Here is a 24,546-nt window from a genome sequence, read left to right on the forward strand (position 1 = left end):
CTCAGTTGGCGTGCAGGTCCTCGTTCAGCGCGATGCCCTGACCGTCGCGGGCCACCACCTCGACCGCCCCGGTGACCGAATTGCGCCTGAACAACAGGTTGTTGGTACCCGAGAGCTCGCGGGCCTTGACCGCCTTGCCGTCGGGCGTGGTCACCTTGGTGCCCGCGGTGACGTACAGGCCGGCCTCGACGACGCAGTCGTCGCCCAGTGAGATGCCCAGGCCCGCGTTGGCGCCGAGCAGACAGCGCTTGCCGATCGAAATGACTTGCGTGCCACCGCCGGACAGCGTGCCCATGATCGACGCGCCGCCGCCGACGTCCGACCCGTCGCCCACCACGACCCCGGCGGAGATGCGCCCCTCCACCATCGACGCGCCCAGGGTGCCGGCGTTGTAGTTGACGAAACCCTCGTGCATCACCGTCGTGCCGGGCGCCAGGTGCGCGCCCAGGCGCACCCGGTCGGCGTCGGCGATGCGCACCCCGGTGGGCAGGACGTAGTCGACCATTCGCGGGAACTTGTCGACGCCGTAGACGGTCACCGGCCCGTGGCGGCGCAGCCGTGCCCGGACCGCCTCGAAACCCTCGATCGCGCAGGGACCGCGATTAGTCCACACGACGTTGGTCAACACCCCGAACAAGCCGCCGGCGTTCAGCCCATGCGGCGCCACCAACCGATGCGACAGCAGGTGCAGCCGCAGGTAGGCGTCGTAGGCGTCGGCGGCCACGTCGTCCAGTGAACCGATGACGGTGCGCACAGCGACGGTCTCGGTGCCGCGATCGTCGTCGCGGCCGACCAGCGCGACCAGTTCCGGCGGAACGTCGGACAACGCGAGGCGCGAGGTGCCGCCGGTGGCCGATTCCGTCAGTTCCGGTGCGGGAAACCACGTGTCGAGCACCGACCCGTCGTGGGCGAGCGTCGCCAGCCCAATGCCTACAGCTCCAGTCACGGCGGTCAGGTTACTTGCCGGGCCGAACCACTACCCTTGGGGGCGTGCTGGACCTACGCGGGGACCCGATCGCGCTGACCGCGGCGCTGGTCGACATCCGCAGCGAGTCGCGGGACGAGGCGCGCCTGGCCGACGAGGTGGAGGCCGCCCTGCGCGCGCAGACCGCCGGCTTCGAGATCGTCCGCAATGGCGACGCCGTGCTCGCGCGCACTTCGCAGGGTCGGCCGTCGCGGGTGCTGCTGGCCGGGCACCTCGACACCGTGCCGGTGGCCGAAAACCTGCCCAGCCGCTTGGACAACGGCGAGCTGTGGGGCTGCGGCACCGCGGACATGAAATCCGGCGACGCGGTCTTCCTGCACCTGGCCGCCACCGTGGCCGAGCCGGTGCACGACCTGACCCTGGTCTTCTACGACTGCGAGGAAATCGACGCGGCGGCAAACGGTTTGGGCCGCATCCAGCGCGAGCTGCCGGACTGGTTGTCCGCCGACGTCGCGATCCTGGGCGAACCCACCGGCGGCTTCATCGAGGCCGGCTGCCAGGGCACGCTGCGGGTGGTGATCAGCGCCGCCGGCACCCGCGCGCATTCCGCACGATCCTGGTTGGGCGACAACGCAATTCACAAACTGGGTGCCGTTCTGGACCGGTTGGCTTCCTACCGCGCGCGCAGCGTGGACATCGACGGCTGTGAGTATCGCGAGGGGTTGTCGGCGGTGCGCATCGACGGCGGCGTGGCCGGCAACGTGATCCCCGACGCGGCCGCGGTGACCGTCAACTTCCGCTTCGCCCCGGACCGGTCGGTCGAGGCGGCGCTGCAACACGTGCACGCGGTGTTCGACGGGCTCGACGTTCACATCGAGTTGACCGACTCCGCGGCGGGCGCGCTGCCCGGCCTGTCCCAGCCCGCCGCCAAGGCGCTGGTCGAGGCCGCCGGCGGCCAGGTGCGCGCGAAATACGGCTGGACCGACGTGGCGCGGTTCGCCGCGCTGGGGATCCCGGCGGTCAATTTCGGCCCGGGTGATCCGAACCTGGCGCACACGCGCGACGAGCGGGTGCCGATCGCCAACATCACCGCCGCGGTGGAGATGCTGCGCAGATATCTCGGCGCGTAGCGCCATGTAGCACAATCTGCTACAGTAGGCGGATGCCTAGGACAATCGCCCAACGCGAACTACGGAATGACAACGCTAGGGTGATCGAAGCGGTTGCGAGCGGTGAGACCTTCGTTGTCACGCGAAACGGTGAGCCGGTGGCCGAACTGCGTCCAATCAGAGCGGGTCGTCGCTCGTTTGTCTCGCGCAATGAGGTCGCGGCGCTGGCGACATCCGCGGTGCGCATTGATCATCGTCGGTTCCGCGCGGACTTGGATCGGTTGATAGATCAGGGCCTCTGAGTGTCGTCCGGTCTCCTCGACACTTCCGTCGTCGTCGATTGGCATGACCCGGCGGTGGTCACCGCGTTGCCCGACGAGATGGCGATATCCGCAATCACGGTGGCGGAATTGGCGGCGGGCCCGCACTTGGCCGCCGACGCTCTGGAAGCTGCCAAGCGCCAAGCTCGATTGCAAGAAGTCGAATCGATTCTGGAACCAATCCCATTCGACGCGGCCGCCGGACGCAGCTACGGGCTCGTGGTTGCCGCGGTGGTCCGCGAAGGTCGGAAGCCAAGGAGCCGATTCGCCGACCTGCTCATCGCAGCTACCGCGCATGCCAGTCGTTTGGACCTTTACACGCGAAACGGCGATGACTTCGCGGGGTTAGAGGGGCTTGTTCGCGTCGTGGCGATCTGACGAGACGATCGCGGGTCGGCGGGCCGGCTCGAGCCTCGCGCCAGCGCAGCGCTCGGCGCCGACGGCCACGCCAGCGCGTCCCCCGCAAGCGGGTGGTACCCCCAGCTCGGCGGAGGATTGCGGGCGTCAGGGCGTCACGGTGTCACGACCACGTCGACCCGGCCCGCGCCCGCGTTCGCCACCACGGCTAGCACGGGCGCGTTGGGCGGCGAAACAACTTGTCCCCCGGTGACATTCGCGTGGTAGCCGTTCGGAAACTCGACGGGCGGCACCGAGATGAATGTCTGCGCGCCGGCGGCGAAGCTGCCGGCGTGGTCGGCCCGCTCGGTGGTGTAGCAGAGCCGGAAGACGCCCGACTGGAACGACCACTCCCGCGGCGTGCCCGCCACCACCTGCGGGTACGGCGCGGCGAGCACCGCCAGCTTGGCCGCGTTGACATTGGCGCCCGTGGGCGGCTGCCTCGGGTCGAAGACCAGCGCCTGGTCGGTCGGCGACGAGCTCGTCTTGTCGTTGCCGGTGTACGCCCACTCCAGCCAGCCCATCCGCTGCCGGTCGGTGTGGCGCATCACCTCGGCGATGTTCTTCAGGTCGTTGGTGGCGCCGAACTCGGTCAGCAGCGGCGGGATGTGGTGGAAGAACGCGTAGAGGTTCGCGTTGGTGATCGTGAGGCCGTCCTGGAAGCGGCAGGTGATGTTCTTGTGCAGCACCGATTCGATGGCGCAGTAGTCGTGGAAGGAGAAGCCGGTGCTCGGGTCGACCACCCCGCCCAGGTCGGTGTGCACGCCCTCGTCGGACAGCGTGTTCGGCTCGAAGAACACGAGCGTGGTGGGGTCGGCCGCGCGGATGACCGGCACCACCTTCCGGTAGAACACGGTCAGCTTGTGGTCCTGCACCGGGCAGCCCAGGACGAAGTCGAAGCAGCCCTCCCAGATGAAGCCGGGCCACGGCTCGTTCAACACCTCGTAGCCGAACACCCCAGGGTTGCCGTGGAAGAAGCCCGCGACGTGGGCCCACGCCCGCGCGTAGTGATCCTGCAGCCCGATCCCGTCAGGCGCGGGGGCGTTGCGCCAGAAGGCATTCCAGGCGTACTCCTCGGCGGGGTTGAGGAAGTAGTTGCCGGGAAAGCCGAGTTGCGGGTTGGGCAGGCCCGCCTGCGCCACGGCCCACGCGGGGGCGCCCTCGCCCTGGAACGCCTCGTTGTAGAGGTCCTGATGGAAGTCGAGCAGGCTGACGATGCCGTGCGACGCCAGGGTCGCCACGGTCTGCGCGATCGAGCTGAGGTAGTTGTCGTCGTAGCTGAGCGGCTGCGGCTCCACGGCGGCCCAGATGACACCGACCCGCATCGCGTTGAACCCGTTGGCCTGCAGGAAGGCCGCGTCGTCGTCGCCGAACCCGTCGGCCGACGGCGTGTACGGCGGAATCTTGTACACCTGGTTGAGCCCGTGCAGGATCACCACGCGTCCGTCGGCGTCGGTCATCCAGCGGCCGGCGTGGCCGAGCGGCAGCGTCGGGCCGGTGGGCGCCGCCAAGGCGCGGGGCGGGGCGACGACCGACGACGCGTCAGTCGTCAGCGCGGCGATCAGCAAACCGGCCGCGAGCAGCCGGGCCGCGCGCGAAGGGCGGATACGCATGCAGCCTCCAAGCCCCGAGCGAAATCACTTTCGGAAACAGTGAGGCGCAATAGTCACAGTGGTAACGCGGGCGCGTCACGGTTGGCGCACAATGCGGCGCGCCTGCGCGGCGGCGTCGGCGGCCGCGGCGCGCATCCCGGCCGCCGCCAGCTCGTCTGACACGGCCCGCAGCGCGGCCTCGTCGCCGGACGCCAGGGCGCGGGCGTGGGCGAGCGCCAGGCCCCCCACCGCGCAGTCGACCTCGGCGCCCAGCCGGGCCAGCGGGTCCACCGCGCGGGTGTCGCCGAGGCGGACGGCCTCGTGCCAGGCGCGCAGCGCCACCGCCGACTGCCCGCCGCGCTCGGCCATCCGGGCGGCGTCGCGGGCGGCGGCGACGGCGCCGGCCGAGTCGCGCGTGGCCGCCAGCCGCCGCGCCCGCGCCATGCCGAGCTCCGGGCCGAACAGCGCCGACTTCGTGCCGTGCCGAGACTCGGCCCGGCTCAAGGCCTTCGCGGTGGCGGCGATGTCGCCCTGCTGGGCCAACGCGGTCGCCAGCAGCGTCAGCGACAACGGCCCCCACGAGTAGCCGGTGCGTTCCAGCGTGGCGGCGGCCGGGCCAAGCAGCGCCGCCGCCTGCGCGAACTCGCCCTCGGCGATCAGCACATGCGCCAGCAGCACCTCGCCGATCGCGCGGCCCGGCTGCTGCAATTCGGCGAAATCGGTGAACTGCTGGGCCAATTCGCGCGCGTCGGGCAGCCGGCCCGCCATCAACAGCGCGGTGGTCTGGCCCAGCCCGATCGTGAACCGCAGCAGCCCGGGGTGTTCGGCGGACAGGGCGCGCTGCGCCAGCGGCTCCACGTCGCCGAACCGGCCCTGCCGCGCCGCGCACAGCGCGGCGGCACTGGCGGCCCAGGCCACCGCCTGGTCGCCGGCCGACGGTGAATCCAGCACGTCGCCGGCGATCTTGACGGCGTAGCCGACGTTGCCGGCGTTCATCGCGAACGTCGCGCTGAGGGCGTCGAGGGTGGTGCGCGGGCCCGGATCCGTCACCCGATTGCGGACGGTGCGCAGGAACGCGGTGGCCCGCTCGGGTTCGCTGAGCATCCAGAACTGGTTGGCGGCCCGCAGCAGCGCCCAGTCCATCAGCGCCGGCTCGGCCAGCGCGGCGGAGTCGACCTCGGCGAGCAGCGCGTCGGCCTCGCGGCCGCGGCCCTGCCACCCGAGGGCGTGCGCCAGCGACAGCCGCGCCGCCAGGCCCCCGGACCGCTCCAGCGCCGAGCGGGCCAGACGTTCGCCGAGCGCGAGGTCGCCCAGGCGCAGCGCCTGCTGCGCGGCGTCGGCGACGTCGGCGACGCGCTGGGGGGCGTCGCTGTCCAGGGCCAGGGACGCCAGCCGCAGCCGATCGCTGAGGTGGTCCGACGCGCGTTGGGACAGCAGCTCGACGACGTCGGTGCGCCGTCGCCGGGCGTCGTCGGGACCGAGCGCGGCGCGCGCCCGCTCGGCGAACAGCGGATGCGCGGTGTACACGACCGGCTCGTCAGGAACATCCGAACTGCCGCCGCGCACCCGGGTTTCCGCCGCGCCGAGATCCTCCGCCTCGCCGACCGCGCCCGCCCCGGCGAGGGCGGTCAGGTCGGCGACCGACAGCGGCTCGGCCACGGCGAGGTAGTCCAGCACCGCCCGCGCCGGGGCGGGCAGCTCGGCGATGAACGCGTCGACCTGGGCGGCTGTGGTCGCGCCGCCGGGCGCCTCGACATCGATTCGCGGCAGCAGGCCGTCGGTCCACAGCGCCGCGATGGCGTCGGGCGCCGCCGAAAAATCCGGGCCGCGGGCGGTGACCACCATCCGGCCCGTGCCGGCCAGCGCCAGCTGGTAGACCAGCGTGGCCGACAGGATGTCGAGCTGGTGGGCGTCGTCGACGACGAGCAGCAGGTCGTCCCCGCCGGCCAGCGACGCCCGCGCGGCCCGCAACAGGGCGGCCGGCTTGCCGAGGTCGGAGATCGCGACCAGGTGGCTGAACGCCCCGAACGGAACGGCGCGCTCGGTCGGGGTGCCGGTGACCCAGCGGGTGAGGGTGCTCGGGTGCGCGCGGCCGTAGCCCTCGGCGGCCAGCCGGGCCAGGGTGGATTTGCCGCAGCCGTCGGGGCCGAGCACGACGGCGCCGCGGCCCGCCCCGAGCGCGTCGTTCAGCCGCTCCAACGCCGCCTCGTGTTGGGGGACGTTCCAACGAATCGGCACCAGCCGGAGTTTATTGCGCGCAGTGTGCGCGCCGCACCGGGCTTGGTCTACCTTTCGTTGTATGCGCGAATGGGCGGTGTGCGTGTACTGCGCGTCGGGCCCGGAGCACCCCGAATTGCTTGAGCTGGCTTCGGAACTCGGCGAGGCGATCGCCGAGCGCGGCTGGACGCTGGTGTGGGGCGGCGGCCGGGTTTCGGCGATGGGCGCGGTGGCGAGCGCGGCGCGCGCCCGCGGCGGGCGGACCGTCGGCGTCATTCCGCAGAACCTGATGCGCCTCGAGGTCGCCGACCGCCACGCCGACGAGCTGATCGTCAGCGACACCATGCACGAGCGCAAGCAGATCATGGAGGCCCGCGCCGACGCGTTCGTCGTGCTGCCCGGCGGGGTCGGCACCCTGGACGAGCTGCTCGACGCGTGGACCACGGGTTATCTCGGGGTGCACGACAAACCCATCGTGATGCTGGACCCCTTCGGGCATTACGAGGGGCTGTGGCTGTGGTTGTGCGGATTGCTCGACAGCGGGTACATCACGCAAGCGGCGATGGACCGGTTGGTGCTGGTCGATAAGGTGGGGGCCGCAGTGGAGGCGTGCGCACCCGCCTGAGTGCCGGGCGAACGTGCGCCGTGAGGACTTACAGGAATAGAGGGAAACGTGTCCGACGACGGGGGAGCGCGCACGGCCGTCAGGCTCACCGACATCGCATCTCGGGTGCCGGGCCTGCTGGCCGACATGCCGACGATCGTGCGCGGGGCACTGACCGGGCTGTTCGCCCAGCCGGGTTCCAAGAAATCGATCGGCACGGTCTTCGCCGACCGGGCTGCCCGCCACGGCGACCGGGTCTTCCTGCGGTTCGGCGATCAGCAGCTGACCTACCGCGACGCCAACGCGACCGCCAACCGGTACGCCGCGGTGCTGGCCGCGCACGGCGTCGGCAGCGGTGACGTCGTCGCGATCATGCTGCGCAACTCGCCGCATGCGGTGCTGGCCATGCTGGCCGCGGTCAAGTGCGGCGCGGTCGCCGGGATGATCAACTACCACCAGCGCGGCGAGGTGCTGGCGCACAGCCTGGGCCTGCTGGACGCCAAGGTGCTGATCGCGGAGACCGACCTGGTCAGCGCCGTGGCCGAGTGCGGCGGCACCGGCGCCACCGAAACGCTGACCGTCGACGACCTGGACCGCTTCGCCGTCAGCGCGCCGGCGACCAACCCGCCGTCGGCGACGGCCGTGCAGGCGCGCGACACCGCGTTCTACATATTCACCTCGGGCACAACGGGTTTCCCCAAGGCCAGCGTGATGACGCACCTGCGCTGGCTCAAGGCGCTGGCCGCGTTCGGCGGCATCGGGTTGCGGCTGAAGAGCACCGACACGCTGTACAGCTGCCTGCCGCTGTACCACAACAACGCGCTGACGGTGGCGTTGTCGTCGGTGATCAACTCTGGGGCGACGCTGGCGTTGGGCAAGTCGTTTTCGGCGTCGAAGTTCTGGGACGAGGTGATCGCCACCGAAGCCACCGCGTTCATCTACATCGGCGAGATCTGCCGCTACCTGCTCAACCAGCCGCCCAAGCCGACCGACCGGGCGCACAAAGTGCGGGTGATCGCCGGCAACGGGCTGCGCCCGGAGATCTGGGACGAGTTCACCCGGCGGTTCGGCATCGAGCGGGTGTGCGAGTTCTACGCCTCCAGCGAGGGCAACACCGCGTTCATCAACGTCTTCAACGTGCCCCGGTCCACCGGGGTCTTCCCGATGCCGCTGGCCTACGTGGAGTACGACCCGGACACCGGCGAGCCGCTACGCGACGAGAACGGCCGGGTGCGGCGGGTGCCCGCCGGCCAGCCCGGCCTGCTGCTCAGCCCGGTCAACAAGCTGCAGCCGTTCGACGGCTACACCGATAAGGAGTCGACCGAAAAGAAGTTGGTGCGCAACGCTTTTCGGGAGGGAGACGTGTGGTTCAACTCGGGCGACGTGATGAGCCCGCAGGGCATGGGGCACGCCGCGTTCGTCGACCGGCTCGGCGACACGTTCCGGTGGAAGGGCGAGAACGTCGCCACCACGCAGGTGGAGGCGGCGCTGGCCTCCGACGCGTCCGTCGAGGAATGCACGGTGTTCGGCGTGGAGATCCCGCACACCGGCGGGCGCGCCGGGATGGCCGCGGTCCAGTTGCGCGAGGGCGCCGAATTCGACGGCCAGTCATTGGCCCGCGCGGTGTACTCCCAGCTGCCGCCCTATGCGCTGCCGTTGTTCGTGCGGGTGGTCAAGACGCTGGAGCACACCACGACCTTCAAGAGCCGCAAGGTGGAGCTGCGCGAGCAGGCCTACGGGTCCGACGTGAAGGACCCGCTGTACGTGCTGGCCGGCCGCGACGAGGGCTACATGCCGTTCTACGACGAGTACCCGGAAGACGTCGCGGCGGGTAAGCGGCCGAAGGGCTAAGTTGGCTGGCCGCACAGTCGCGGACGTCTGTCGTCCCGTGCTAGCCGCCGTTGCCGCCGGTGCCGCCGAAGGCGCTGCCGGCGGCACCCATAACGACGGCGGCGCCGCCGCCCCCACCTCCGCCAGTATGTCCGGTACCACCGGGACCGGCGCTGCCGCCGGCGCCAACCGCGCCGTGAGCGCCGTCTTGACCCTCGGGACCGCCTGGGCCGCCGCTAAGCAAGTCGGCACCACCGCCGGCGCCGCCGACGCCGCCGGTGCCGCCGAAGATACCGCCGATACCGCCGCCCCCGCCGCCGCCCCCGCCGGCGGCATCAAAGGTGTTGGCGCCGCCGGAGCCCGCGCCAGCGAGGCCGCCGTGGCCACCGCCGGAGCCACTCGCGCTGACGCCGTCCTGGCCACCGATGTTGACGGTGTTGGCACCGACGGTGGCAATCCCGCCGCCGCCGCCACCACCACCGGGACCGCCGATGGCACCGGTGACCCCGGCGGGGCCGCCGCCGCCACCACCGTTGCCGCCGGTGGCGCTGGCGTCGGCGATGGTGTGGCCGATGCCGAAGGACTGCGCCCCGCCGCCGGTGCCGCCGGTGCCACCGGTGCCGCCGGTGCCACCGCCGGTGCTATCGCCGCCTGCCCCCCCACTGCCGCCACCTCCGCCCATGACGAAGCCGGTGGGGTTGCTGACGGTCGCGCTGAAGCTGCCGGTACCGCCGTTACCGCCGTTGCCGCCGTTGCCGCCGTTCGCGGTGCTGGCACCGCCGTTGCCGCCGTTTCCGCCCTGGCCGGGGCCGTCGAGGCCGAAGGTGCTGTTGCCGCCGGGGCCGCCGTCGCCGCCGTTGCCACCGGTACCTGCGGCGCCCGCGATGCCGCCGGGGCCGCCGGCGCCGCCACCCAGGCCGGCGGCGCCGCCGTTGCCGCCGTTGCCACCATTGCCAGCGCCGTTGACGGTGCCATCGTCGAAGGCGCCGCCGCCGCCCTGGCCGCCCTGGCCGCCGTCGCCGCCGGCGCCGCCGTTGCCGTTGGCACCCGCATGGCCGCCGAACATTCCCGACAATCCTTCGGCTTGGCCGCCGACCCCACCCTTGCCGCCGTTGCCGCCCTGGCCGCCGTCGGTGCCGCTGAAGGCGTTGACTGGGCCGCCGAACACGCCGTCGGGGCCGTTGCCGCCGTGCCCGCCGGTCCCGCCGACACCGCCGGCACCGCCGGCACCGCCGTTGCCGAAGATCAACCCGCCGTTCCCGCCGGGCCCGCCCGTGCCCCCGTTACCGCCGAGGCCGCCATTGGTGCTCTGGGTCGCGTCGCCCGTGGTGCCGGTGATCCCCGTCCCGCCGGCGCCGCCGCGGCCACCGCTGCCGAACAGCCAGGCGTTGCCCCCACGCCCGCCGGGCTGCCCGGGCGCGCCGGAACCGCCATCACCGCCGGGGCCGAACAACAGCCCGCCCGGCCCGCCGGGCTGCCCGGTACCCGGCGCGCCGTTGATCCCCTTGCCGATCAACGGGGTCCCCAGCAACAGCTCGGTGGGCAAATTGATCACGCCGCGAACGGGCTGCCACACGGCGTCCAGCGGCGAGGCGTTGGCCGCCTCGGTGGCCGCATAAGCAGCCCCCGCACCGCTCAAGGCCTGCACGAACTGGGCATGAAACACCGCCGCCTGCGCGCTGAGTGCTTGGAACTCCACTGCGTGCCCGGAAAACAGCGACGCCACCGCCGCCGACACCTCATCCTCGGCGGCCGCCAACACGCTGGTTGTCGGCCCCGCCGCCGCGGCGTTTGCGGCGCTCAGCGCTGAGCCGATGTTGTGCAAATCCGTCGTCGCCGCCCCAATGAATTCCGGCGCCGCAATTACAAAGGACATGGCCGCTCCCGTCGATCCAGGCCGTTGCCGTGAAGTGTGCGCGCGGAGGCGGTGCCAGTTGATGGGGAATTTTCCCCATTTATTACTCGCGCGCCCGGAGATTGCCGGGTGGGTGCGCCGAGTATGCGGCAGGCCGCACGTTCGCCATCCACGGTGCGGCAGGCCGCACATTCGCGTCTGAATGCAGCGACGTCGCCGACGCCCGTCGGTGCTAGTTGCCGTCGCCGCCAGCGCCGCCCGTGGCGATGGCGACGGTAGATTCGCCCGCGCCAGCGCCGCCGCCGCCACCCCCGCCGATGTTGGCCGCGCCGAAGCTACCGCCGAACGCGCCGACCCCATTGCCCTTGCCGCCGGGGTTGCCTCCTGTGCCGCCGGAGCCCCCGCCAGCGCTGACACTCCCGCCGGGGACATCGGCACTGGCTGCGCCCCCGTCGCCGCCGGTGCCGCCGAAACCGCCGTTCACACCGCCGCCTCCGCCGCCACCACCGCCGGCGGCGACGGCATCGCCGGCTGCGCCAGCGGTGACGGAACCGCTAAGGCCGCCTACGCCGCCGCCGCCGGCTGTACCGTTGGCGCCGACGCCGCCGAAGAGCCCGGTCCCCGCAGCGCCGACCTGCGCGACACCGCCGCCGCCACCACCACCGCCGGGACCGCCGGAGGTGCCGGAGGGGCCACTACCGTTGCCGCCGCCTGCGATCCCGGTGGCGGCGCCGAAGTTGGTGCCCGGGTTCACCTGGGCCGAACCGCCGGCTCCGCCGTCACCGCCGGTGCCGCCGGTGCCGCCGGGTATGCCGTCGCCGCCGAACCCGCCGCCGCCACCACCACCACCGGCGATGGCGCCGTGGGTCACGTTGGTGAGGATGCCGCTGGCGCCGTCGCCACCCTTGCCGCCGTTGCCGCCATTGAAGCCGAAGCCGCCGCCGCCGCCGTTCCCGCCGTTCCCGCCGACGGAGCCGTCGGTGTTTGTGCTGGCGCCGCCACCGCCGTTGCCGCCGTTGCCGCCGTTGCCCGCGACACCCGCGACGGCGCCGGACCCCCCGCCGCTGCCACCGAAGCCGGCATCTCCGCCGTCACCGCCGTTGCCACCATTGCCGGCGAAGAACGAGCTGCCACCCTGGCCGCCCTGGCCGCCGCCACCCCCGTTACCGCCATTGCCGCTGGCGCCGGCGTGGCCGCCGAACATTGCCGACAATCCCTCGGCTTGGCCGCCGGCCCCGCCGTTGCCGCCGGTGCCGCCGTGGCCGCCGTTGGTGCCGTTGCCGACGATGATGCCGGAGCTGCCGGTGCCGCCGGGTCCGCCGAGACCGCCGATACCGCCGACACCGCCGGCACCGCCGTTGCCGAAGATCAGCCCGCCGTTCCCGCCGGCACCGCCGACCCCGCCGGTACCGCCCAGGCCGCCCTTGGCGCTGGCGGTGCCCGCGGTGCCGGTGGTGCCCGTTCCGCCGGCTCCGCCGTTGCCGCCGCTGCCGAAGAACCAGGCGTTGCCGCCGCGGCCGCCGGGTTGGCCGGGCGCGCCGGATCCGCCGTCGCCGCCGGGGCCGAACAGCAGCCCGCCCGGCCCGCCGGGCTGCCCGGTGCCCGGCGCCCCGTTGATGCCCTTGCCGATGAGCGGCGTGCCCAACAAGAGCTCGGTGGGCAAGTTGATGACTCCCCGCACGGGTTGCCAGACGGCGTCCAGCGGCGAGGCGTTGGCCGCCTCGGTGGCCGCATAGGCCGCGCCCGCGCCGCCTAACGCCGCCACGAATTGGGAATGAAAGGCCGCCGCCTGCGCGCCGAGTGCCTGGAACTCCACTGCTTGCCTGGAAAACAGCGACGCCACCGCCGCCGACACCTCGTCGGCGCCGGCGGCCAGCAGCGCGGTCGTCCGGGTCGCTGCGGCCGCATTCGCGGCGCTGACCGCCGAGCCGATGTCGGACAAATCCGTCGCCGCCGCCGCCATGAACTCCGGCGCGGCAATCACAAAAGACATCTCGGGCCTCCCGTCGCTGTGAGTGTGCGCGTCGCGGCGGGGGCAGTTGATGGGGAATTCTCCCCATTTATTTGTGCCGGGGCCGAGCGGCGCGACGGGTAAGGACCAGGCACCATAGACCCGTGCAGACTCTGTGCGGCCGGCCGGTCGCGGGCGACCGCGCGCTGATCATGGCGATCGTCAACCGCACCCCGGATTCGTTCTACGACCGGGGCGCGACCTTCAGCGACGGGGCCGCCCGGGACGCCGTCCACCGCGTCATCGCCGAAGGCGCCGACGTCATCGACGTCGGCGGCGTCAAAGCGGGCCCCGGCGAGAACGTCGACGAGGCCACCGAGATCGGCCGGCTGGTGCCGTTCATCGAGTGGCTGCGCGGTGCCTACCCCGACCAGCTGATCAGCGCCGACACCTGGCGCTCCGGGGTGGCCCGGGTGGCCTGCGCGGCGGGCGCGGACCTGATCAACGACACCTGGGGCGGCATCGACCCGGCCCTGCCCGAGGTGGCCGCCGAGTTCGGGGCGGGGCTGGTGTGCTCGCACACCGGGGGCGCGTTGCCGCGCACCCGCCCGTTCCGGGTGAGTTACGGAACCACCACCCGCGGCGTGGTGGACGACGTGATTCGCCAGGTGACCGGCGCGGCGGAGCGGGCGGTCGCGGCCGGGGTGGCCCGTGACCGGGTGCTGATCGACCCGGCCCACGACTTCGGCAAGAACACCTTCCACGGGCTGCTTTTGTTGCGACACGCAGGCGAGCTTGTTAACACCGGATGGCCCGTCCTGATGGCTTTGAGTAACAAGGACTTCGTCGGGGAGACTTTGGGGGTGGAGCTGACCGAACGGCTGGAGGGGACGCTGGCCGCCACGGCACTGGCGGCGGCGGCGGGCGTCCGAATGTTCCGCGTGCATCAGGTCGAGGCCACCCGGCGGGTGCTGGAGATGGTGTCCTCGATCCAGGGGGTGCGCCGACCGGCGCGCACGGTAAGGGGGCTGGCATGACGGAGCTGGTGGACCTTGCCAGCGAGGGCGTGCTCGCGGCACGGCCAGGGGACGTCTGGCTGGCCGACCGCAGGTGGAGCCGCCGCGGCCGGACGGTCCGCGAGCTGGAAGAGGCGAAGGCGGGGCGGACCATCTCGGTGGTGCTGCCGGCGCTCAACGAGGAAGCGACCGTCGAGTCGGTGATCGACAGCATCTCACCGCTGGTCGATGGCCTGGTCGACGAGCTGATCGTGCTGGATTCCGGTTCGACGGACGACACCGAGATTCGCGCCATCGCCGCCGGCGCCCGCGTCGTCAGCCGCGAACAGGCGTTGCCCGAGGTGCCCGTGCGGCCCGGCAAGGGCGAGGCGCTGTGGCGCTCGCTGGCGGCCACCCGCGGCGACATCGTCGTCTTCGTCGACTCCGACCTGATCAACCCGCACCCGATGTTCGTGCCCTGGCTGGTGACCCCGCTGCTCACCGGCGACGGGATCCACTTGGTCAAGAGTTTCTACCGGCGGCCGCTGCACGGTGCCGACGGGGGCGGCGGGCGGGTGACCGAGCTGGTGGCGCGCCCGCTGCTGGCGGCGTTGCGCCCGGAGCTGAGCTGCATCCTGCAGCCGTTGGGAGGCGAGTACGCGGCCACCCGGGAATTGCTGACCTCGCTGCCGTTCGCGCCGGGCTACGGCGTGGAAATCGGGCTGCTGGTGGACACCTTCGACCGGTTGGGCCCGGATGCGATCGCCCAGGTCAACCTCGGCGTTCGGGCGCACCGCAACCGGCCGCTGGCCGAGCTCGGCGCGATGAGCCGCCAGGTGATCGCGACCCTGCTGTCGCGCTGCGGAATCCCCGACTCCGGGATCGGGCTGACCCAGTTCTTCGCCGAAGGCCCCGACGGTTACGGCTACACCGCGCGCACCTCGCCGGTGTCGCTGGACGATCGGCCGCCGATGAACGGGCTCAGGCCGCGCTGATCGCCGTCTTGTCGGCGGGATAGGGCAATATCGACGACGTGGCGTTGGTGTTGCTGTACCTGGTGGTGTTGGTGCTGGTGGCGGTCGTCTTGTTCGGCGCGGCCAGCCTGCTGTTCGGTCGCGGTGAGCAGTTGCCGCCCCTGCCGCGGGGGACGACGGCGACGGTGTTGCCCGCGTACGGCGTCACCGGCGCCGACGTCGACGCCGTCAAGTTCACCCAGGTGTTGCGGGGATACAAGACCAGCGAGGTGGACTGGGTCTTGGACCGGCTCGCCCGCGAACTCGAGGCGCTGCGCGGCCAGCTGGCGGCGGTGCACGCCGCGTCGGCGCCCGACGACGAAGCCGCGCCCGACGCCGCGGAACCCCAGGGCGCCGAGGATCGTCAGGACTAGATGTGAGCGATGACGGCCGGGTTCGGTGCGGTTGGGCGGGCGGCACCGAGATGTACCGCGACTACCACGACCAGGAATGGGGCCGCGTCGTGCACGACGGGGTGGCGCTGTTCGAGCGGATGAGCCTCGAGGCCTTCCAGAGCGGCCTGTCGTGGCTGATCATCCTGCGCAAAAGGGAGAACTTCCGGCGGGCTTTCGCCGGGTTCGACATCGAGACGGTCGCCGGCTACACCGACGCCGACGTGCAGCGGCTGCTGGCCGATGAGGGCATCGTGCGCAACCGCGCCAAGATCGACGCGACGATCGCCAACGCGCGCGCGGCCGCCGAGCTGGGGTCGGCCGAGGACCTGTCCAAGCTCCTGTGGTCGTTCGCGCCGTCCCCGCGCCCCCGCCCGGCCGACGCGTCGGAGATTCCCTCGGCCACCGCCGAATCGAAGGCGATGGCCAAGGAATTGAAGCGACGCGGATTCCGCTTCGTCGGGCCCACCACCGCCTATGCGCTGATGCAGGCGACCGGCATGGTCGATGACCATATTCGCGGTTGCTGGGTGCCCGCCACGCCACTTTGACGGGCTGATCAGGCTTCAGAAGCGGGTCTTTGTGTAACTGCCGCCCCGGATAGGGAACAATGGAGGCGTGATTTGGCAGTCGATGCATTTCAAAGTCGGGTATGGCTGGAAATCCACTGGCGGGGCATGCTCGGCGCCGACCAGGCCTGCGAACGCGGGCCAGCTCGAATCTGGAGGGAGCACTCGATGGCGGCGATGAAGCCCCGTACCGGAGACGGTCCTTTGGAAGCAACGAAGGAGGGGCGCGGCATCGTTATGCGGGTACCGCTCGAAGGAGGCGGTCGGCTGGTGGTGGAGCTGACACCCGACGAAGCCGCCGCCCTGGGCGACGAGCTCAAGGGCGTAACCAGCTAAGGCGCCTTTACGCGCACACCTTCCGGTAGATCTCCAGCGTCTGCTCGGCGACGTGCGCCCACGAGAAGTCCTCCACGCAGCGCTGGCGCCCGGCCTCGCCATAGCGCTTTGCCCTGTCGGGGTCGGCCACCAGCTCATTGACCGCTCTGGCCAGGCCGGCCCGGAATGCGGCCGGGTTGTCGGGGTCAAAGCGCACCAGCGACCCGGTGACCCCGTCCGATACCACCTCGGGGATCCCGCCCACGTCGGAGGCCACCACCGCCGTCGCGCAGGCCATCGCCTCGAGGTTCACGATCCCCAACGGCTCGTAAACCGACGGGCACACGAAAACAGTTGCCGCCGATAGTATTTCGCGCAATTCCCCGATGGGGAGCATCTCCCGGATCCAGAACACCCCGTCGCGCTCGCGGGCCAGCTCGGCGACGGCGGCCCGGACCTCCTCGGCCAGCTCCGGTGTGTCGGGGGCGCCGGCGCACAGCACCAACTGCACCTCCGGGCTGAACCGGTGCGCGGCCGCCACCAGGTGCGCGACGCCTTTCTGCCGGGTGATCCGACCCACGAACGCGACCATGGGCCGCGCCGGGTCGACGCCGAGTTCGGCCAGCACCGACCCGCTCTCCGCCGGGCCGGCCGGATACCAGACGTTGGTGTCGACGCCGTTGCGCACCACGTGCACCTGGCTCGGATCCAGCGAGGAGTAGACCCGCAGAATGTCTTCGCGCATCGCCGAACTGACCGCGATGACGGCGTCGGCGCCCAGCACCGCGGTCCGCTCCACCCACGTCGACACCCGGTAGCCGCCGCCGAGTTGCTCGGCCTTCCACGGCCGCAGCGGCTCGAGCGAATGCGCGGTCAAAACGTGGGGAATGTCGTAGAGCAACGCGGTCAGATGCCCGGCCAGCCCGGTGTACCACGTGTGCGAGTGCACGACGCTCGCCGCCGACGCGGCGTTGGCCATCATCAGGTCGGCGGACAGTGTCAAGAGTGCCGGGTTGGCGTCGTGGATGCGCGGGTCGGGCTGCTGCGCGAAGGCGTCCGGCCGGGGCGCGCCGATGCAGTGCACGTCGACCGCGCACAGCCGGCGCAGCTGCGCGACGAGTTCGGTGACATGTACCCCGGCTCCGCCGTAGACGTCTGGTGGGTACTCCCGAGTCATCATCGCCACCCGCATACCCGCACCGTAGTTCGGCGACGGGTCGGCGCGCATCTCGGGTTGCGGATCGAGCGGCGGTGCGGAGCCAAAACCATTGACGGACAGCCCGTCAGCGTGCCGCCAATAGCGCGCTCCCCCTGGCAGCGGTTCGCGGGGGCCGATAGTTTGTAGTCATGAGGGAAGCGCCACACGTGCTGGGGATTGTCCTGGCCGGCGGGGAGGGCAAGCGGTTGTACCCTCTGACCGCCGACCGGGCCAAACCCGCCGTTCCCTTCGGTGGTGCCTACCGGCTGATCGATTTCGTGCTCTCCAACCTGGTCAATGCCCGCTATCTGAGGATCTGCGTTCTCACCCAATACAAGTCGCATTCACTCGACCGTCACATTTCGCAGAACTGGCGGCTGTCCGGCCTGGCCGGCGAGTACATCACCCCGGTGCCCGCGCAGCAGCGCCTCGGCCCGCGCTGGTACACCGGCTCCGCCGATGCGATCTATCAGTCCCTCAACCTGATTTACGACGAAGACCCCGACTACATAGTCGTTTTCGGCGCCGACCACGTTTATCGGATGGACCCCGAGCAGATGGTCCAGTTCCACATCGACAGCGGGGCCGGCGCGACGGTGGCCGGCATCCGGGTGCCGCGCGCCGACGCCAGCGCGTTCGGCTGCATCGACGCCGACGAGTCCGGCCGGATCCGCAATTTCGTGGAGAAGCCGCTCGAGCCGCCGGGCACCCCCGACGACCCGGAGTCGACGTTCGCCTCCATGGGCAACTACATCTTCACCACCAAGGTCCTCATCGACGCGATCCGCGCCGATGCCGACGACGACCACTCCGATCACGACATGGGCGGCGACATCATCCCGCGGTTGGTGGAAGACGGGATCGCCGCGGTGTACGACTTCTCCGACAACGAGGTGCCCGGGGCCACCGACCGCGACCGCGGCTACTGGCGCGACGTCGGGACGCTGGACGCGTTCTACGACGCGCACATGGACCTGGTCTCGGTGCACCCGGTGTTCAACCTCTACAACAAGCGCTGGCCGATCCGGGGCGAGTCGGAGAACCTGGCGCCGGCCAAGTTCGTCAACGGCGGCTCGGCCCAGGAGTCGGTCGTGGGCGCCGGCAGCATCATCTCGGCGGCGTCCGTGCGCAATTCGGTGCTGTCGTCGAACGTCGTGGTCGACGACGGCGCCATCGTGGAGGGCAGCGTGATCATGCCGGGCGCCCGCGTCGGCCGCGGCGCGGTGGTGCGGCACGCGATCCTGGACAAGAACGTCGTCGTGGGACCGGGCGAGATGGTCGGGGTCGACCTGGAGAAGGACCGCGAGCGCTTCGCGATCAGCGCGGGCGGCGTGGTCGCGGTCGGCAAGGGCGTCTGGATCTAGCGCGGCTCGGCTTCTTCCGCGAGCAGACGCGGAATCGCATATCTGAGCGGCGAAACGTGCGATTCTGCGTCTGCTCGGCGGGCTAGGGGACTTCCGGGATCAGCAGGTGCGCGTCGTGGTCCGGGCCCCAGTGCAGGGTGACGCGACCGCGCGGTGAGCCCTGATACGCCGCGGGCAGCTGACCGGTCAGCGGGTTGGTCGGGCACAACCAGCGCCCGGCGACCACCAGCCGCAGCTGCTCGCCCGCGCGGAACAGCGTGGCCGAGGGGCCCAGCGCGACGTCGACGGCGACCACCTCGCCTGCGGAGACCGGCTGCGGCTCGGCGCATCGTGCGACGGGTTCCCACGGCCGCGAGAGCTCCGGGTCCAAAGCCCGCAGCGAGACCCGCTGCCACCCGGTGGTGACCCGGTCGCGGCCGTACCCGTACGACCCCTCGAACCCGACGAACCGGCCGTCCCGCCACTTCTCCACGCCGACGAACAGGTTGGCGTCGTCGCAGCCGTCAAGTTCGATCCAGAGCCGGGCAGCCATCGGGCCGGTCAGCTCGAGGTCGTCCGGGACCGTCCAGCTGAACGCCGCTGCGTTATAGGCGGTTTCGAACGCGACGCTGCCGACCCGCGTCGGCGGCTCGGGCGCCAAGAGGCCGGCGCCCGCGAGATACATTGGCCGCCAACGGGTCCGGGGGAGCGGCCAGTCGGATTCCTCGCGCACCGCGGCGACGGTGTCGCGGTCCTCGCGCACTTCGAGGCGCACGCTGCGGGATTGCTCGGCGCCGTCGAGCACGCCGCGGAAGAACTCGAGCTGTTCGGCCCGCGCCGCCTCGGAGTAGAACGTCGCCCACTTGCCGCTGCGATGGGTGTAGAGCCGGGCGTGGGCGGAACCCGCGCGCATGAACGCCCGGATCGAACCGCGGCTGTGCAGGTTGTTGTCCGAGAAGCTGCCGCAGACCAGCATGGGCACCTTGATCGCCGACACGTCGGGCACCACCGAGCGCCAGAAGTCGTCGCGCAGCGGGTGGGCGTCCTGCATCCGCTCGAGGTCGTAGCGCTGCCGGGTGTCGCGACGCACGTTGCGCGACCACAACCGGGTGAAGCCGAGCTCGCGCACGCCACCGGGAAAGGTCAGGTCGCGATACGCGTCGGTGAAGCCCTCCCACGGGCAGATCGCCCGCAGCGCCGGCGGTTGCAGGGCCGCGACGGCGTATTGGGTGATGGCCAGGTAGGACACCCCGAGCATCACGACGCGGCCGTCGCACCACGGCCGGCTGGCGATCCACTGCACGAGGTCGTAGGTGTCCTCGGCCTCCTGGCGCGACAGCAGGTTTCCGGTGCCGTCGGAGTGGCCGCAGCCGCGCATGTCGGCGTTCACCACGGCGAAGCCGTTCGCGGTCCACCACGCCGGATCCGGCGCCTCCCAACCGGTCAGCGCGGAGAAGGTGATCGGCTCGGTCTGGCGCAGCGCCCGAAATTGCACCGAGAACGTCCACCGGCCGGCCCGCCGCCGCGGGAGGTTGTCCTTGCCATACGGATGCACGCTCAAGATCACCGGTCGAGCCGTGTCGTCGGGCGTGCGGTAGACATTGATCCGCAACACCGTCCCATCGCGGGTGGGAACGCCGACGTCACGCTCGACGAGGACGCCGGCCGGCGCCGGGGTGACGGTGATGGGCGGCTTAACGATGCCGCGGAGCCGGGTCAGCGCGTAACGGAGGGCGCCGGGACGTCGCCATGGTCGGTCGAGGGCGGGTGCCGGATTTCGCGCCACGCCAATACCTTAGAGCGTCTACCAGACATTGGGCACCAAGCGATAGCGCACGTGCTGCGCGTATTCGCGGTACCCCGGCAGGTCCTGGACGAGCAGCTTCTCCTCGTCGAGGATACGGAAGACGAGCACCGCGACCCCCGGAATGACGAAGTGCAGCCCCCAGTACGAGCCCAGCGCCAACGGCATGCCCACCATCATGATGACGTTCCCGACGTACATCGGGTGCCGGACGAACTTGTAGACGCCACCGGAGGCCACCTTCTGGCCCGCTTCCACCGTGACGGTGGCTGCGGCGTAACTGTTTTGGATGATCACCAGCATGGCTAGGCCGAGCCCGGCGGCCACCAGCACGTCGCCGAACAGGGACAGCCACACCGGCACCGTCGACCAGCCCATCCGGTGATCGAGCGCGCTGAACGCCATCATCACAAAGAGGACCAGGAACGAGCTGGTGATGATGACCTTCTGAGCCGCCCTCGTTTCCGCCCGCGGGCCGGCGTGCATGCGGCGCCGCAGGGCCGCAGGGTTGACCTTGGCCAGGTAGATGGTGGGGACGAGCGAGGCCACCGTGAACACGGCGAGAAAAACCCATGCCTGCCAATAGTGGAACGTGCCCGCCGGTCCGAACAGGATCAAACAGGTTGCGGCCGTTCCGAAGATCGAGGATGCCGTCAGTCGAATCGCGGTTTTCATGATCGTGCCCTCCCTAGCAACGTAGATCACGGCGTCGAAAAGCCATGGCTCCCAAGATGATCAGCGCGGCGTCGATGGCCAGTAGCCAGAGCAGCGGCGCGGCGGTGAAGTCGGCGCCGACCCGCGGAACGTGGGCGAACGGCTCCAGGTCGAGCAGCCAATGCGGGAACCGCGCCAGCTCGCCGATCAGGTAGATCGCGACGAAGCAGACCAGCACGCCCCACGCCACCGGGGTGAACCGCGGGGCTACGCCGAATAGCGCGACGGTGACCGCGGCCAGCAGCCAGACGGCGGGCAGCTGGACGGCGGCGGTGCCGACCACGACGGCCAGCTTGCCGCCGACGTCGCCGGCCGCTACACCGTAGACGAGCCCGCCGGCCACGCCGCTGGCCAGCATCGCGACCGCGGACCCGAGCAGGGCGGCCGCCAAATGGCTTGCCAGCCAGTGGGTTCGGGAGACCGCCCCGGCCAGCGTGGTCTCGGCGCGCTGGCCGGTTTCCTCCTGGTGCAGGCGCAGGGTGAGCGAGATGGCGAACGCCGCGGCCACCATGCCCATCATGGCGAAGGCGACCGCGATGAACGCCTCCTCCAGGACGCTGGTGCCGCCCATCCGCGCGACGATGTCGCGCACGATGGTGCTGTCGCCGAGCTCGTCGCCGATGCCGTGGACCACGCTGCCCATCAACAGGCCGTACAGGCACAGCCCAACGGTCCACAGCACCAACGCGCCGCGGTCGAGCCGCCACGTCAGGCCGTCGACGCCGCCCAACCGCGGTCCGGCCTTGCCGGGACCGGGACGTTCCGCTATCAGCCCGGCCCCCACGTCGCGCCCGGCGAGCAGTCGGTAGGCCACCAGGGTCAGCACGGCCGTCGTCGCCAGGTGCAGCAGCAACACCCACCAGCGATCGCCCGCGTAGGGCCGGACCTGCAGCGACCATCCCAGCGGCGAGAACCACGACAGCGTTCCGTCGCCCGCGTCGCCGACGGCGCGCAGCGTGAACGCGGTCCCCAACACCGCGAACGCGGTGCCGCGCGCGACGCGAGCGCTCGGCGACAGCTGCGCGGCCACCGCGGCGACCGCGGTGAAGACCAGGCCGGAGCACGCCAGGGCGGCGCCGAACGCCAGCGACCCGGCGCGCGGGATGTCGGTGGTGAGCAGCCCGGCCGCGCCGATCGCGCCGGTGGCGATCGACGCCCCGAACGACAACAGCAGGGCCGCGGTCAGGCTCGCGTATCGGCCGACCGCGGTCGAGTCCACGAGTTCGGTCCGGCCGGTCTCCTCGTCGGCGCGGGTGTGGCGGATCACCGTGAGGATGACGGCCACCGCGATCAGCAGGTGGAACATCCCGGCCTTCCAAATGCCAACGGCGCCAACGCTGTGGTTGTAGACCTGGCCGTAGAGCGCGCGCTGGGCCGGGCTGGCCATGATGGATGCCGCGAACCCCGCGCGGGCGGTCTCGGTGGGGTAGACCTTCAGGACGCTGCCGACGTAGACACTGGCCAGTGGCACCGATAACAGCAGCACCCACAGCGGCAACGAGACCCGGTCGCGGCGCAGGTAGAGCCGCAACATGCTAAGCGTCCCGGAGAAATTCGAGCCGGCCCGAGGCGCCGGGTGCGCCGGGTGGCGGGGCCGATCCAGGGTCGCGGTGCTCATGCCGACACCTTGTCCGTGGTGTCGTAGTGGCGCAGGAAGAGTTCCTCCAGCGTCGGGGGCTGGCTGACGAGGCTGCGCACGCCGGCGTCGCCGAGGGCGCGGATGAGCTCACCCAGGCTTTCGCTGTCGACCTGGGCACGCAGCGTGTTGCCCTGGATGCTGACGTCCTCGACGCCCTTGATGCGCCTGAGATCGCCCGGATCGCCGACGATTTCGGCCCGTATCGAGGTGCGGCTGAGATGGCGCATCGACTCCAGCGTGCCGCTCTCGACGGTCCGGCCCGCGCGGATGATGGTGACCCGCTCGCAGAGCGCTTCCGTTTCGGCCAGAATGTGGCTGGACAGCAAGACCGTGGTGCCGCGGTCGCGTGCCTCGGCGACGCACTGCTGAAAGACGTTCTCCATCAACGGGTCCAGTCCGCTGCTGGGTTCGTCCAGCAGGAGCAGCCGGGCGTGTGACGAAAAGGCTGAGATCAGGGAGACCTTCTGCCGGTTGCCCTTCGAGTAGGTACGCGCCTTCTTGTGCGGGTCGAGGTCGAAGCGCTCGATGAGCTCGGCTCGGCGCGACTCGTCGATGCCGCCGCGCATGCGGGCCAGCAGGTCGATGGTCTCGCCGCCGGTCAGTGAGGGCCACAGCGTCACATCGCCCGGCACGTAGGCGATTTGGCGGTGCAGGTCGACCGCGTCGGTCCACGGGTCGCCGCCCAACAACCGCGCGCTTCCGCCGTCGGCCTTGACCAGGCCCAGCAGGATGCGGATGGTCGTCGATTTCCCCGCCCCGTTCGGCCCGAGGAAGCCGTGCACCTCTCCCTCACGCACCGTGAGGTCGAGGCCGTCCAGCGCGCGCACCGCGCCGAAGTTCTTGGTCAGGCCCCGGATTTCGATGGGTGCGACTGTGTCAGCCGGCATGTGATCCTCCTTGATCTTCTGCTGCCAGGAACGCGTCGTACATGGTGCGGTCGACCATCAGGCCCTCGGTGTAGATCTCCAAGGCCGGCAGGATCATGTCCCGCGCGTAGTCGCGCAGGACCGCACGCAGATCGGTTGGGGTGTCGTGCATCTGCAGATAAAGCAGGAGCCCGCCGCCTCCCGTGATGCCCAGGTACTTGGCCCTGGCCCGTGGGTCACGGCTGGGCTTGATGGTCCCGGCCCGCACGCCGTCTTCCAGGTATCCCTCGGCGTTGTCAATCATTCTCTGCCACAACATCTTCGCGAGGTCGCCGCCGGTCTGCATGCTGCGTAACACGTAGGCGGTCAGCGGGGCGAATTCTTCGATTTCGGCCAATTGCCCGAACCACACGGCCGGGTCGTTGGATTGCAGCGCCTCCGCCTTGGTCTCGCGGATCTGTTCTGCGACGTAGTCGTCGCAAGCCTTGCGCAGGCCCTCCTTGGAGCCGAAGTGGTGGATCACCAGCGCGGCGCTCACCCCGGCCGCGTCGGCGATCTTGCGCAGACCCACGCCGAAGCCATGCTCGCCGAACCGCTCGATGGCCGCGTCTCGGATCCGGGCGGCGGCGGTCAGGTCGGCTGAACGCATGTTCAGTACACTAAACGCGCGTTCAGTCGAGCGTCAAGGAGGCGCCCCGTCAGGAACCCGTAAAGATTTGGCCGCCGGAACTAGTCGCGGACCGCGGCCAGCAGCCCGTCGCCGAGCGGCACCAGGGCGGGGGTGAGCCGCTCGTCCTCGGCGATCAGCCGGGCCGCCTCGCGGACCGCCGTCACCTCGGCGTCGCGGGCCGCGGGATCGCCGGCCCGTCCGCCCAGCGCCGCGCGGTGCACCACGATGA

22 protein-coding genes and 1 pseudogene are annotated in these 24,546 nt (G+C 71.1%); 11 read left to right on the plus strand and 12 right to left on the minus strand.

What is annotated here, in order from left to right; translation table 11 throughout:
• Nucleotide 1: 1 nt before the first annotated feature.
• Nucleotides 2-955 (minus strand): 2,3,4,5-tetrahydropyridine-2,6-dicarboxylate N-succinyltransferase, encoded by a 954-nt coding sequence (gene dapD / locus A5712_RS27350; protein WP_156766799.1) that lies wholly within the window; start codon nt 953-955, stop codon nt 2-4.
• Nucleotides 956-990: 35 nt separating this feature from the next.
• On the opposite strand from dapD, the gene dapE reads away from it, so the two are divergent.
• The 3 genes from dapE to A5712_RS27365 are packed head-to-tail and all read left to right on the plus strand — an operon-like array spanning nt 991 to nt 2,732.
• Entirely contained in the window at nt 991-2,055 is a 1,065-nt protein-coding gene (dapE, locus tag A5712_RS27355; RefSeq protein WP_068112779.1) for a succinyl-diaminopimelate desuccinylase, read from the plus strand.
• Between the two features lie 32 nt (nt 2,056-2,087).
• Nucleotides 2,088-2,336, plus strand: coding sequence for a type II toxin-antitoxin system Phd/YefM family antitoxin (locus A5712_RS27360; RefSeq protein WP_068112784.1), 249 nt, complete (start codon nt 2,088-2,090; stop codon nt 2,334-2,336).
• Nucleotides 2,337-2,732 carry a type II toxin-antitoxin system VapC family toxin gene (locus tag A5712_RS27365; RefSeq protein WP_068112787.1) on the plus strand — a complete coding sequence of 132 codons (396 nt, stop codon included), beginning with the start codon at nt 2,337-2,339 and terminating at the stop codon, nt 2,730-2,732.
• 134 nt (nt 2,733-2,866) lie between these two features.
• Here A5712_RS27365 and A5712_RS27370 read toward each other — a convergent pair whose 3' ends face one another.
• Complete coding sequence (locus tag A5712_RS27370) at nt 2,867-4,363, minus strand: cellulase family glycosylhydrolase (RefSeq protein WP_082973692.1); 1,497 nt, start codon at nt 4,361-4,363, stop codon at nt 2,867-2,869.
• Nucleotides 4,364-4,438: 75 nt separating this feature from the next.
• On the minus strand, nt 4,439-6,580 hold the full coding sequence (locus A5712_RS27375) for an AAA family ATPase (protein WP_068112789.1): 2,142 nt from the start codon (nt 6,578-6,580) through the stop codon (nt 4,439-4,441).
• Nucleotides 6,581-6,641: 61 nt separating this feature from the next.
• Between A5712_RS27375 and A5712_RS27380 the strand changes: the two genes are divergently transcribed.
• Together A5712_RS27380 and fadD6 are read left to right on the plus strand one after the other, a co-directional pair.
• Nucleotides 6,642-7,184, plus strand: coding sequence for a TIGR00730 family Rossman fold protein (locus A5712_RS27380; RefSeq protein WP_068112793.1), 543 nt, complete (start codon nt 6,642-6,644; stop codon nt 7,182-7,184).
• Nucleotides 7,185-7,232: 48 nt separating this feature from the next.
• A complete protein-coding gene (gene fadD6 / locus A5712_RS27385; protein WP_068112797.1) occupies nt 7,233-9,014 on the plus strand; it encodes a long-chain-acyl-CoA synthetase FadD6 in 1,782 nt (593 codons plus the stop codon).
• A 40-nt stretch (nt 9,015-9,054) separates the two neighbouring features.
• Here fadD6 and A5712_RS32555 read toward each other — a convergent pair whose 3' ends face one another.
• Complete coding sequence (locus A5712_RS32555; protein ID WP_068112801.1) at nt 9,055-10,869, minus strand: PE family protein; 1,815 nt, start codon at nt 10,867-10,869, stop codon at nt 9,055-9,057.
• A 211-nt stretch (nt 10,870-11,080) separates the two neighbouring features.
• Complete coding sequence (locus A5712_RS32560; RefSeq protein WP_082973693.1) at nt 11,081-12,841, minus strand: PE family protein; 1,761 nt, start codon at nt 12,839-12,841, stop codon at nt 11,081-11,083.
• A 170-nt stretch (nt 12,842-13,011) separates the two neighbouring features.
• Between A5712_RS32560 and folP the strand changes: the two genes are divergently transcribed.
• From folP to A5712_RS27420, 5 genes are all read left to right on the plus strand, one after another.
• A complete protein-coding gene (gene folP, locus A5712_RS27400; RefSeq protein ID WP_156766801.1) occupies nt 13,012-13,836 on the plus strand; it encodes a dihydropteroate synthase in 825 nt (274 codons plus the stop codon).
• Nucleotides 13,833-14,789, plus strand: a complete 957-nt coding sequence (locus A5712_RS27405) for a glucosyl-3-phosphoglycerate synthase (protein ID WP_068112811.1) — start codon at nt 13,833-13,835, stop codon at nt 14,787-14,789. The genes folP and A5712_RS27405 overlap by 4 nt, the downstream gene beginning before the upstream one ends.
• Before the next feature lie 38 nt (nt 14,790-14,827).
• A complete protein-coding gene (locus tag A5712_RS27410) occupies nt 14,828-15,181 on the plus strand; it encodes a DivIVA domain-containing protein (RefSeq protein ID WP_068112814.1) in 354 nt (117 codons plus the stop codon).
• A gap of 2 nt (nt 15,182-15,183) precedes the next feature.
• Nucleotides 15,184-15,750: a DNA-3-methyladenine glycosylase I gene (locus A5712_RS27415; RefSeq protein WP_068112817.1), complete on the plus strand. Its 567-nt coding sequence runs from the start codon at nt 15,184-15,186 to the stop codon at nt 15,748-15,750.
• 186 nt (nt 15,751-15,936) lie between these two features.
• Entirely contained in the window at nt 15,937-16,104 is a 168-nt protein-coding gene (locus tag A5712_RS27420) for a DUF3117 domain-containing protein (protein ID WP_003406247.1), read from the plus strand.
• Between the two features lie 7 nt (nt 16,105-16,111).
• On the opposite strand, the gene glgA is transcribed toward A5712_RS27420, so the two are convergent.
• The gene (gene glgA, locus A5712_RS27425) at nt 16,112-17,275 is read right to left on the minus strand and encodes a glycogen synthase (RefSeq protein ID WP_068112847.1); all 1,164 of its coding nucleotides are present in this window, start codon (nt 17,273-17,275) and stop codon (nt 16,112-16,114) included.
• Nucleotides 17,276-17,430: 155 nt separating this feature from the next.
• Here glgA and glgC point away from each other — a divergent pair, with 155 nt between their 5' ends.
• Complete coding sequence (glgC, locus tag A5712_RS27430) at nt 17,431-18,645, plus strand: glucose-1-phosphate adenylyltransferase (RefSeq protein WP_068112822.1); 1,215 nt, start codon at nt 17,431-17,433, stop codon at nt 18,643-18,645.
• Nucleotides 18,646-18,727: 82 nt separating this feature from the next.
• Here glgC and A5712_RS27435 read toward each other — a convergent pair whose 3' ends face one another.
• The 6 genes and pseudogenes from A5712_RS27435 to A5712_RS27460 all read right to left on the minus strand — a co-directional run.
• Nucleotides 18,728-20,410 carry a CocE/NonD family hydrolase gene (locus A5712_RS27435; RefSeq protein WP_068112825.1) on the minus strand — a complete coding sequence of 561 codons (1,683 nt, stop codon included), beginning with the start codon at nt 20,408-20,410 and terminating at the stop codon, nt 18,728-18,730.
• An 18-nt stretch (nt 20,411-20,428) separates the two neighbouring features.
• Nucleotides 20,429-21,103, minus strand: a complete 675-nt coding sequence (locus A5712_RS27440) for an isoprenylcysteine carboxylmethyltransferase family protein (protein WP_068112828.1) — start codon at nt 21,101-21,103, stop codon at nt 20,429-20,431.
• Nucleotides 21,104-21,116: 13 nt separating this feature from the next.
• Entirely contained in the window at nt 21,117-22,760 is a 1,644-nt protein-coding gene (locus A5712_RS27445; protein ID WP_156766800.1) for an ABC transporter permease, read from the minus strand.
• Nucleotides 22,757-23,668: an ABC transporter ATP-binding protein gene (locus A5712_RS27450; protein WP_068112834.1), complete on the minus strand. Its 912-nt coding sequence runs from the start codon at nt 23,666-23,668 to the stop codon at nt 22,757-22,759. The genes A5712_RS27445 and A5712_RS27450 overlap by 4 nt, the downstream gene beginning before the upstream one ends.
• Complete coding sequence (locus A5712_RS27455; RefSeq protein ID WP_068112837.1) at nt 23,658-24,296, minus strand: TetR/AcrR family transcriptional regulator; 639 nt, start codon at nt 24,294-24,296, stop codon at nt 23,658-23,660. The genes A5712_RS27450 and A5712_RS27455 overlap by 11 nt, the downstream gene beginning before the upstream one ends.
• An 80-nt stretch (nt 24,297-24,376) precedes the next feature.
• Nucleotides 24,377-24,546: pseudogene (locus A5712_RS27460) on the minus strand (methyltransferase); the annotation flags it as partial.

This window comes from Mycobacterium sp. E2327 (genome assembly GCF_001672675.1).
Classification (GTDB): domain Bacteria; phylum Actinomycetota; class Actinomycetes; order Mycobacteriales; family Mycobacteriaceae; genus Mycobacterium.